Here is a 9,224-nt window from a genome sequence, read left to right on the forward strand (position 1 = left end):
ACCGCTTCAGTCGAGCTGCAACAGCGACAGCCGCGCCTCCTGCGCGCGCTGGATGTGCAGCCGCGCCGCACGCTCGGCCGCGTCCGGATCTCGGGCGGCGATGGCGGCGACGATGGCGGCATGTTCGCTCACCGCCAGCGGCCCGCGCTCGGCCAGCTGGAAGGTGGTGCCCGGCAGCAGGGCCAGGGCATCGCTCAGCTCATCCAGCATCCGCACGAGGTAGCGGTTGTGGGCGGCGTCCACGATGGCCGAATGGAAGCGGCGGTTCAGCTCCGCCAGCCGGCCCGCATCACCGAACGCCGTCTCGAAGGCGGACGAGAGGCGATCGAGCATGGCGATTTCGCTCGGTGCGGCATGCTGGGCGGCGAAGCGGGCGGCCGAGCCCTCCAGCACCTCGCGCATGGCGTAGAGTTCGAGCGTCTGGGGACGGGAGATGGTGGCCACCACGAGCCCGGCCGGCGTCGCCTCGATCAGCCCGCGCGCGGTGAGCCGCGCCAGCGCCTCGCGCACCGGCGTGCGGCTGACGCCCAGCGCCCGCGCCACCTGCTCCTCGCGCACGCGCTCGCCGCGCCTGAGGGCACCGGCCCGGATATCCTCCTTCAGGCGCTCGTAGACGCGCTGTGCGCGGGAGAGGCCATCGTCTCCTCCAGCCGTCGCGTCCGCCATTGCGCTCCTCCCCGCTTTCCGGCGCGCTCCGCGCGCTGGTCCCTCAAGGGAGTACGGCTGTGCGCAGCTGTATGCAAGACAACTCACACAACAAGGAAGAATTCCAGATGAACGCGCACAGCTCGCCGCTGGAAGAAGCGGCCCGGCTCATGACGGTCTGCAATTCGTGCCGCTATTGCGAGGGCCTGTGCGCCGTGTTTCCGGCCATGGAGATGCGTCGCGCGTTTTCGACCGGGGATCTCAACTACCTGTCCAACCTCTGCCACTCCTGCGGCGCGTGCTATTTCGACTGCCAGTTCTCGCCGCCGCACGAGTTCAATGTGAACGTGCCGCGCACGCTCGCCGAAGTGCGCAACGATTCCTACGCCCATTATGCCTGGCCGCGCCCGCTGGCCGGCCTGTTCCGGCGCAACGGACTCGTCATCGCCCTCATCACGGCGGCATCGGTGGCCGCCTTCCTCGGCGGCTTCATGGCCTTCAATGATCCAGCCGTGATGTTCGGCGCCCATGCGGGGCCGGGCGCCTTCTTCCGCCTCATGCCGCACAATGCCATGGTGGCGCTGTTCGGCGGCGTGTTCATCTATGCCCTTCTGGCCCTGTTCATGGGGCTGCGCGCCTTCTGGCGGGACATGGAGAACGGCAAGCCCCTGCCGCCCGATGCGCCGTCCCTCTGGCAGGCCATGAAGGACGCGGGCCAGCTGCGCTATCTCGATGGCGGCGGCGTCGGCTGCATGAATGCGGACGAGAAGCCCACCGACAACCGCAGGCTGTTTCACCATTTCACCTTCTACGGCTTCGCTTTGTGCTTCGCCGCGACCTCGGTGGCGACGCTCTATCACTACCTGCTCGGCCGCATGTCGCCCTACCCGTGGTGGGATCTGCCGGTGGTGCTCGGCACCCTCGGCGGCATCGGCCTCGTGATCGGACCGGCCGGCCTGTTCATGGCCAAGAAGGCGCGCGATCCCATAATGATGGACGACACGCGCCGGGGCATGGACGCGGCCTTCCTCGCCATGCTCTTCGGCACCGCGCTCACCGGCCTTGCGCTTCTTGTGGTGCGTGCGACGCCGGCCATGGGAACCATGCTGGCCATTCACCTCGGCTTCGTGTTCGGCTTCTTCCTGACCATGCCCTACGGCAAGTTCGTCCACGGCCTCTACCGCTTCGCCGCGCTGGTGCGCTACGCGAAGGAGCGGCAGCAGGAAGCCCACGCCACTGGGGAGTGAAGCGGCTCGGCGGCGGGGGCGCACGCCCTCCCCCGCCCACTGGATGCGAAGCATGCGATCGGCGTTGCGATGGCAGACCTTGGCGCCACCTCATCGCCGATCGGGGCAACCTCGATGAAGTCGCACGCGCCCACTATCCATCGCGAAACTGCGGCGGGCGCTTCTCCACGAATGCGGCCATGCCCTCCTTCTGATCCTGGGTGGCGAAGAGGGCGTGGAAGGTCCGGCGCTCGAACAGGAGCCCCTCGGACAGCGAGGTCTCGAAGGCACGGTTGACGGCCTCCTTGATCGCCATCGTGCTAATGCGGGATTTGGTGGCGATCCCCTCCGCCACGGCCTGGGCTTCGGCGAGCAGCGCCGATGCCGGGACGATGCGTGAAACAAGGCCCAGGCGCTCCGCCTCCGCGGCGTCCATCATCCGGCCGGTGAGACACAGATCCATGGTCTTTGCCTTGCCGATGGCGCGCGCGAGGCGCTGGGTGCCGCCGGCACCGGGCATCACGCCGATCTTCACCTCCGGCAAGGCGAACCGCGCCGTTTCGGCCGCGATGACGATGTCGCACATCATCATGATCTCGCAGCCCCCGCCGAGGGCATAGCCGGCCACAGCGGCGACCAGAGGCTTGCGCAGGTGCGCGATCGCATCCCAGGAGGCGAGGAAGTCCTCAAGGAAGGTCTCGGGATAGCTGCGCCCCGCCGCCTCCTTGATATCCGCTCCGGCGGCGAAGGCGCGGTCCGAGCCGGTGAGAACCACGCAGCCGATGCCGGGATCGGCGCCGAACCCGGCGAGGGCGCGCACAATCTCGCCCACCATCGCCGCGTTCAGGGCATTGAGCGCGTCCGGCCGATCCAGCGTGATCCAGCCCACCCGGCCGGCGACGCGGGTCTGAATGAAGTCGTATGCCATCGGTTTGCCCATCACTTGCGGTCCGCCCCGATCTGCGCGCGGAAGTCCCGCCAGGTGTCGGGGAACCGCTCGGAGAAGCTGGCGGCCACGGGCGCGACGGCCTCCCGCCAGGGCTTGAGATCGGTCACGGTGACGATGGCGGCGCCTTTGGCGGCCATGTCCTTGAGGATCGCCGCGTCGTCCGCCTCCATGCGCGCCCAGCCTTCGGTGATGTTGGCGCGGGCCGCCGCGAGCAGCACGTCGCGATCGGCGGTGGAGAGGCGATCGATCGCGTCCTTCCGCGCCACCAGCACGTAGGTGATCATCATCAGCCCCGGCGCGTGGGTGGCCTTGGGGGCGGCCATGCCGAGCTGCGAGGTCCAGGCGCCGGGCGAGGTGAAGACCCCGTCGAGGGCGCCGCGCTCGAATGCGGGCTTCATCTCGGGGATGGGCAGCACCACCGGGTCCGCCGAGAGGCGGCGCATGATGTCCTCGTAGGTGCCGGCCCCGGCCACGCGGATCTTCAGTCCCTTGAGGTCCGCCGGGGTCGCGACGCGCTTGTCGCGGAAGACGAAGAGCTGGTCCGCGCCCCGCATCAGACCGATCACCCACAGGTCCTGCTTCTGCGCGAGGGTGTCGAGGAGGTCCACCACCCCGCGGCGCGCCGCCGGCTGGGTCATGGCGGTGTCGTCGAGCGCGAAGGGCAGGTTGACGAAGCCGAAGCGCGGATCGAGGCGCTCCAGATTGGCCGCATTGACGAAGGTGAGTTCCGCCTTTCCGGCCTTCAATGCCTCGATGGAGGCGAACCCCGGATAGATGGTGCCGCCCGGATTGGCGGCGATCGTCAGCCGGCCCGAACTCGTCCGGGCCACATCCTCCGCCATGGCCGTGAAGTAGGGCACGCGCGGATGATTGGTCGGGATGTCGAAGACGAGCCTCAGCTCCTCCGCCGTGGCGACGGCGGGAAGCGCAACGAGGGGCGCGAGCGTCATCATCGCCGCCCCGACAAGGCGGCCGACAGTCGTGGTCATGGGTGTGTTCCTCCGGTCTTTGCGCGCGTTGGTGCGCGTCGTTCATCCGCGGGTCGGATTTCAGTAAGGCAGCGGCCAGCGGCGCAGGCGGTCCTTCGCCTTGACGGCGAGGCGGGCGAGGCCGTTCGGCTCAATGATGAGGAAGGCGACGATGAGCGCCCCGAAGATCATCAGCTCCAGATTGGCCAGAACATCCGGCTTCAGGGCCTCGCCGAACACCGTCGCGGCGTTGGCGATGGCCACGGGCAAGAGCACGATGAAGGCCGCGCCCAGGAAGGAGCCGAGGATGGAGCCGAGGCCGCCGATGATGACCATGAACAGGATCTGGAACGAGCGATGCAGCGAGAAGGCCTCGATCTCCACGTTGCCGAGATAGAGGAACGCCCACAGCGCGCCGGCCACCCCGCAATAGAAGCCGGAGACCGCGAACGCGGTGAGCTTGGCGCGGGTGGTGTCGACCCCCGTCAGTTCCGCGGCCGTCTCGTGGTCCCGCACCGCCATCAGGGCGCGGCCGGCGGAGGAGCGGATGAAGTTCTTCGCCACGACGGCAAGGGCGACGACCGTCACGAAGGCGACGAGGTAGCGGGACGGCACCGACGAGAAGCCGAAGCCGAATAAAAAGAGCGTCGGGGTGGAGACGACGCCGGAGGGGGTGTTCAGCACCAGCCACGGAATGTGGGTGCAGATCCATTCGATGAAGAACTGGGCGGCGAGCGTCGCTACCGCCACGTAGAAGCCGCGGATGCGCAGGCTCAACAGGCCGAAGGCGAGCCCCACGGCGCCCGCCACCATCCCCGCCAGCACGAAGGAAACCGGGAACGGCAGCCACGGCAGGCGGATGACGAGGTTCACCGCCGCATAGCCCCCGACCGCCATGAAGGCGCCGGAGCCCAGCGAGAGCTGGCCCGCATAGCCGGTGAGGATGTTGAGCCCGATCGCCGCGAGCGACAGGATGAGACAGGGCAGAAGGATGGAGCCGAGCCAGTACGGCCCGGCCACGAACGGCACCACGAGCGCCCCCGCGGCCACCAGGGACACCACAGACCAGCGGTCGAGGGCCACGGGGAAGATGGCCTGCTCCTCGCTGTAGGAGGTCTTCAGCGCGCCGGCGTCACGGTGGAACATGTGTCAGACCCTCGCAATGCGCGCCGCGCCGAACAGGCCGGCGGGGCGGATGAGCAGGACGGCGATGGCGAGTGCGTACGGAAACCAGTTCTCGATGCCGCCACCGACGAAGGGCCCGAGATAGATCTCGGCGAGCTTCTCGCTGACCCCGATGACGAGCCCCGCCACGATGGCGCCGGCGATGGAGTTGAAGCCGCCGAGGATCATCACCGGCAGCGCCTTGAGCGCCACCAGCGTCAGCGCGAACTGCACGCCGAGCCGCGCGCCCCAGACGAGGCCCGCGACGAGCGCGATGAAGCCAGCGGCGCCCCACACCACGGCCCAGATGAAGCCGAGCGGCACGCCCGCCACCTGTGCCGCCTGGGTGTCGTCGGCCACCGCCCGCAGCGCGCGCCCGACCTTGGTGTAGGAAAAGAAGGCGGACAGCACCGCCACCAGCACCGCGGCCATGAGCGCCGCGGAGAGGTCGAACTGCGAGATGAGGATGCCGCCGATCTCGATGGGCTCGTCGGAGATGCCGAGGTCGAGCCCGCGCACCTTGGTGCCCCAGATGAGCTGGGCGAAGCCCTCCAGGAAGATGGAGAGGCCGATGGTGGCCATGAACAGGATCATGTGGTCCTGCCCGACAAGGGGACGCAGTACCGTGCGCTCGATGGCTACCGCCAGCGCCAGCATGGCGGCGAGCGCGAGGAGGAAGGCGACCCACATGGGCAGGCCGAACTCCAGGAAGCCGACGAAGGTGAGCGCGGCGAACAGCACCATGGCGCCCTGGGCGAAGTTGAACACGCCCGAGGCCTTGAAGATGAGCACGAAGCCCAAGGCGACCAGCGTGTACATCACGCCGGACAGGAGGCCGCCCACCACCACTTCGAGAAAGAAGGAAAAGTCGCCCATGATGTTCTCCCTCACGCGGCTTCGCCGAGGGCGGCGGAGCCGAGATAGGCGGCGATGACTTGGGGATCGGCACGAACCACGTCGGGCGTGCCATCGGCGATCTTGCGGCCGTAATTGAGGACCGCGACGCGGTCGGACAGGCCCATCACCACACCGATGTCGTGCTCGATGATGAGGATGGTGGTGCCGAAGCTCTCGTTGACCCGGCGGATGAAGCCGCACATGTCGCGCTTCTCCTCGTGGGTCATGCCCGCCATGGGCTCGTCGAGCAGCAGGAGCCTCGGCTCGGTGGCGAGCGCGCGGGCCAGTTCCACCCGCTTCTGGATACCGTAGGGCAGGCTGGCCACCGGCGCCTTGCGCAGGTGCTCCAGCTCCAGGAAGGCGAGGATGCGCTCCGCCGCCTCCCGCTCGCGCCGCTCTTCCGCCGACGTGGAGGGCAGGCGCAGAACCTTGCCGAGCAGCGAGCCCTCGAAGCGCGCAGCGCGGCCTACCAGAACGTTGTCGATCACGTTCATGCCCTTGAACAGGGAAACGTGCTGGAAGGTGCGGCCGATGCCCGAGCGTGCGGCAAAGGCCGGGCGCATGCGGGCGCGTTCCTTGCCGGCGAAGGTGATGGTTCCCGAGCGCGGGTGGTAGACGCCGTTGATGACGTTCAGCAGCGAGGTCTTCCCCGCCCCGTTCGGCCCGATGATGGAGAGGATTTCTCCTTCATGGATGGCGAGGGACATGTCGGTGAGCGCCTTCACCCCGCCGAAGGCGACGGCGACGCCGCTGACCTGCATGAGCACGGGTCCGCGCGAGCGGGCTTCGCGCTCACTCGGCCTTGCCTGCGTCTCGCGTCCAACTGGCGCGAACGGGGCGTCGCGCACCTCGCCTTCCAGCGTCAGCTCCTGCGGACCGAAGCCATCGGCGGCCAGTTCAAAGGCGCGGATGGCAAGGGACGTTCCAGGGAATTCCGCAGCCAGCCGTGCATTCACCCGCTCCACCGCGGCCGATGCGTGGCCCCGGGCGGCGGCGGTGTCCTCCGCGTCAGCAGCAGACGGCGCGAGCGCGATCCGGGCGCTGAGGCCGCCGGGAACGCGGGTGACGCGGGCGCGATCAATGACGGCGTCGCCCCGAAGCACGGCTTCCACGGACCTCAGCAGATGGGCATCGTCGGCCGGGGCACCGGCGCGGGACTGGGGGCTGCCGTCGTCGGCGAGGGCAAGGTCCGCGTCGAGCGGCACACCGTAGGCCGCGAGGCGGCGGACGGTGGTCGGGTCCAGGATGCCGGAGGAGACAAACGCCAGACGACAGGCGCCGACACCGAGGGTGTTGCGCAACGGCGCTCCGAAGGCGAGACCGGTGCCCGGCAGACCCTTCTCACTCGCCCGCGCGAGGGCGCGCACCAGCGGCCCGCCTGCGGACAGGCGAACGCCGGCATCCCTCACCAGAAGCTCGAACACGCGCGCCGGCGCGGCCAGCACGGTGGGCGCCACCTCCCTCAGATCGTTGGGGAAACTCGCCGGCCCCTCCACGCAATGGACAGAGCAGCCCGAGAGCAGCGGCTGCACCAGGCTGCCGGCGGCGTCGGCAATACCCGAGACGGGCAGAAACGCCATGAGCCGGTCAGCGGGAGACAGCAGCAGCCGGGACATGGCCGCCGCGCCGGCGTCGAGGAGGCGCCGGTGGGTGAGCGCCAGCGGGCGGGGCGGCCCGTCCAAGCCGGCGGTGTGGAGAATGAGAGCGGTTCGGTTCCCTTCGACCGTGGCGGCCCGCCAGGCGTACCAGGCCACGGCCTCGTCCTGCGCGGCCTCCGGCGATGGCGCGCATTCGTCGAGACGCAGCACGATGGCGGGCGAGCAGCTCGCGGCCCGCCACGCGCGGGCGGCCTCCTCATTCTCGCAGAGGACGAGGGCAGGCTCGGCCGCAGGCGCGCCGAAGCGGCGTAGGAAGTCCGGGCCCACCGGCATCACCGCGGCGCCGAGGCCCTGCGCGGCGAGAGTGGCGGCATAAAGCTCCGGCCGGTTCTCGCCCACGATCACCAGCAGGCCTTGGCCGGCGAGGCCGGCGCCATCCAGCAGGCGGGCGATGGCGGCGGTTCGGGCGAGATAGTCGGCGAAGGTCCAGGTACGCCAGATGCCGCCGACCTTGTGGCGCAAGGCCGGGCGCGCGGCATGGCGCCGGGCGGCGGCGATCAGGGCGCTGGGCAGCGTGTCCGCAGCGCAAGGATCGGCCCGTTCCGCGGCGCTGGAGGCATGGTCGAAGGCGCGGTTCATGGCAGGAGGAATCCCTTCGTCCATGGAGGATCAGGAGAGCCAGCGCGGGCGACGGCGGGCGGCAAGGCTCGCCCCATCCGCTTCGGCGGAGGCATCGAGCCCGAGATAGGAGGCGCGGATTTCGGGATCGGCGGCGAGCGCGCGCGCCGGTCCCTCACGCACCACCCGGCCGCCTTCCACGAGATAGCCATAGGTGGCGTAGCGCAGCGCCACGGCGGCGTTCTGCTCGGCGAGGAGGAAGGTCACCCCGGCTTCGGCATTCAGCCGCTGCATGATGGAGAAGATCTCCTCCACCAGCAGCGGCGCGAGGCCCATGGAGGGCTCGTCGAGCAGGATCATGCGCGGCCGGGCCATGAGGGCGCGGCCGATGACACACATCTGCTGCTCGCCGCCGGAGAGGAGGCCGGCCGGCTGATGCCGCCGCTCCTTCAGGCGGGGGAAGGTGGCGTAGACGCGTTCGAGACTCTCGGCGACCGCGCCGTCGCTGCGGGAGTAGGCGCCGACCTTCAGATTGTCCTCGACCGACAGGGTGGAGAAGGCATGGCGGCCCTCCATCACCAGGGAAAGGCCACGGCGGGCGAGGTCGGACGGGTCGAGCCCGTCGATGCGCGCACCGTCATAGTGGATGGCGCCTTTCGTCACCTCGCCGCGCTCGGAACGCAGGAGGTTGGCGATGGCCTTCATGGTGGTGGTCTTGCCCGCCCCGTTGGCGCCCAGCAGGGCGACGATGCCGCCCCGCGGGACGCTGAGCGTGAGGCCGCGCAGCACGAGGGCCAGACGGGAATACATCACCTCGATGCCGGCGACGGACAGCAAGGGGCCTTGCGCGCTCATGGCGTGCTTCTCCCAAGGGGTGGCTCCGGCACCGGGCGGGCTTGGCAGCCCGGCGCGCGGCAGGTCACGGATCAGGGCTGAACGGGGCCTGCGAGGTCAGTTCGTCTCGCCGGCGCAGTCGCGGGGCGTGATGCCCTTTTCCTTGGCGAACTGGGCGGCGGACGCCTCGATGAGCGGCCGGACCATGGACTGGTCGGACTTGATCCAGTCGGAGATCATCACCCACTTGGCGCCGTCCCATTGCTGGAAGCGGATGGCGCCGTCGCCCTCGTGGTCGGCGCAGGTGACCTTGATCTCCGGCATC

At 69.5% G+C, this 9,224-nt stretch carries 8 protein-coding genes and 1 pseudogene; 1 reads left to right on the top strand and 8 read right to left on the bottom strand.

The genetic code is table 11. The features are described from left to right. Window positions 1-6: 6 nt before the first annotated feature. Window positions 7-666 carry a GntR family transcriptional regulator gene (locus ACE3QW_RS19740; protein ID WP_374253448.1) on the bottom strand — a complete coding sequence of 220 codons (660 nt, stop codon included), beginning with the start codon at window positions 664-666 and terminating at the stop codon, window positions 7-9. A 107-nt stretch (window positions 667-773) separates the two neighbouring features. Between ACE3QW_RS19740 and tcuB the strand changes: the two genes are divergently transcribed. Continuing rightward, complete coding sequence (tcuB, locus tag ACE3QW_RS19745) at window positions 774-1,892, top strand: tricarballylate utilization 4Fe-4S protein TcuB (RefSeq protein ID WP_374253450.1); 1,119 nt, start codon at window positions 774-776, stop codon at window positions 1,890-1,892. A gap of 133 nt (window positions 1,893-2,025) precedes the next feature. Here tcuB and ACE3QW_RS19750 read toward each other — a convergent pair whose 3' ends face one another. From ACE3QW_RS19750 to ACE3QW_RS19780, 7 genes and pseudogenes are all read right to left on the bottom strand, one after another. Then, the gene (locus ACE3QW_RS19750; RefSeq protein ID WP_374253470.1) at window positions 2,026-2,799 is read right to left on the bottom strand and encodes an enoyl-CoA hydratase; all 774 of its coding nucleotides are present in this window, start codon (window positions 2,797-2,799) and stop codon (window positions 2,026-2,028) included. 11 nt (window positions 2,800-2,810) lie between these two features. Continuing rightward, entirely contained in the window at window positions 2,811-3,809 is a 999-nt protein-coding gene (locus ACE3QW_RS19755) for a TRAP transporter substrate-binding protein (RefSeq protein WP_374253452.1), read from the bottom strand. Window positions 3,810-3,869: 60 nt separating this feature from the next. Next, window positions 3,870-4,934 carry a branched-chain amino acid ABC transporter permease gene (locus tag ACE3QW_RS19760; RefSeq protein WP_374253454.1) on the bottom strand — a complete coding sequence of 355 codons (1,065 nt, stop codon included), beginning with the start codon at window positions 4,932-4,934 and terminating at the stop codon, window positions 3,870-3,872. 3 nt (window positions 4,935-4,937) lie between these two features. Continuing rightward, a complete protein-coding gene (locus ACE3QW_RS19765) occupies window positions 4,938-5,828 on the bottom strand; it encodes a branched-chain amino acid ABC transporter permease (protein ID WP_374253456.1) in 891 nt (296 codons plus the stop codon). Window positions 5,829-5,839: 11 nt separating this feature from the next. Then, window positions 5,840-8,086, bottom strand: coding sequence for an ATP-binding cassette domain-containing protein (locus ACE3QW_RS19770; protein WP_374253458.1), 2,247 nt, complete (start codon window positions 8,084-8,086; stop codon window positions 5,840-5,842). A gap of 30 nt (window positions 8,087-8,116) precedes the next feature. Continuing rightward, the gene (locus ACE3QW_RS19775; RefSeq protein WP_374253459.1) at window positions 8,117-8,920 is read right to left on the bottom strand and encodes an ABC transporter ATP-binding protein; all 804 of its coding nucleotides are present in this window, start codon (window positions 8,918-8,920) and stop codon (window positions 8,117-8,119) included. 96 nt (window positions 8,921-9,016) lie between these two features. Further along, window positions 9,017-9,224, bottom strand: a pseudogene (locus ACE3QW_RS19780) (ABC transporter permease); the annotation flags it as partial.

This window comes from Xanthobacter sp. (genome assembly GCF_041911315.1).
Classification (GTDB): domain Bacteria; phylum Pseudomonadota; class Alphaproteobacteria; order Rhizobiales; family Xanthobacteraceae; genus Xanthobacter; species Xanthobacter aminoxidans.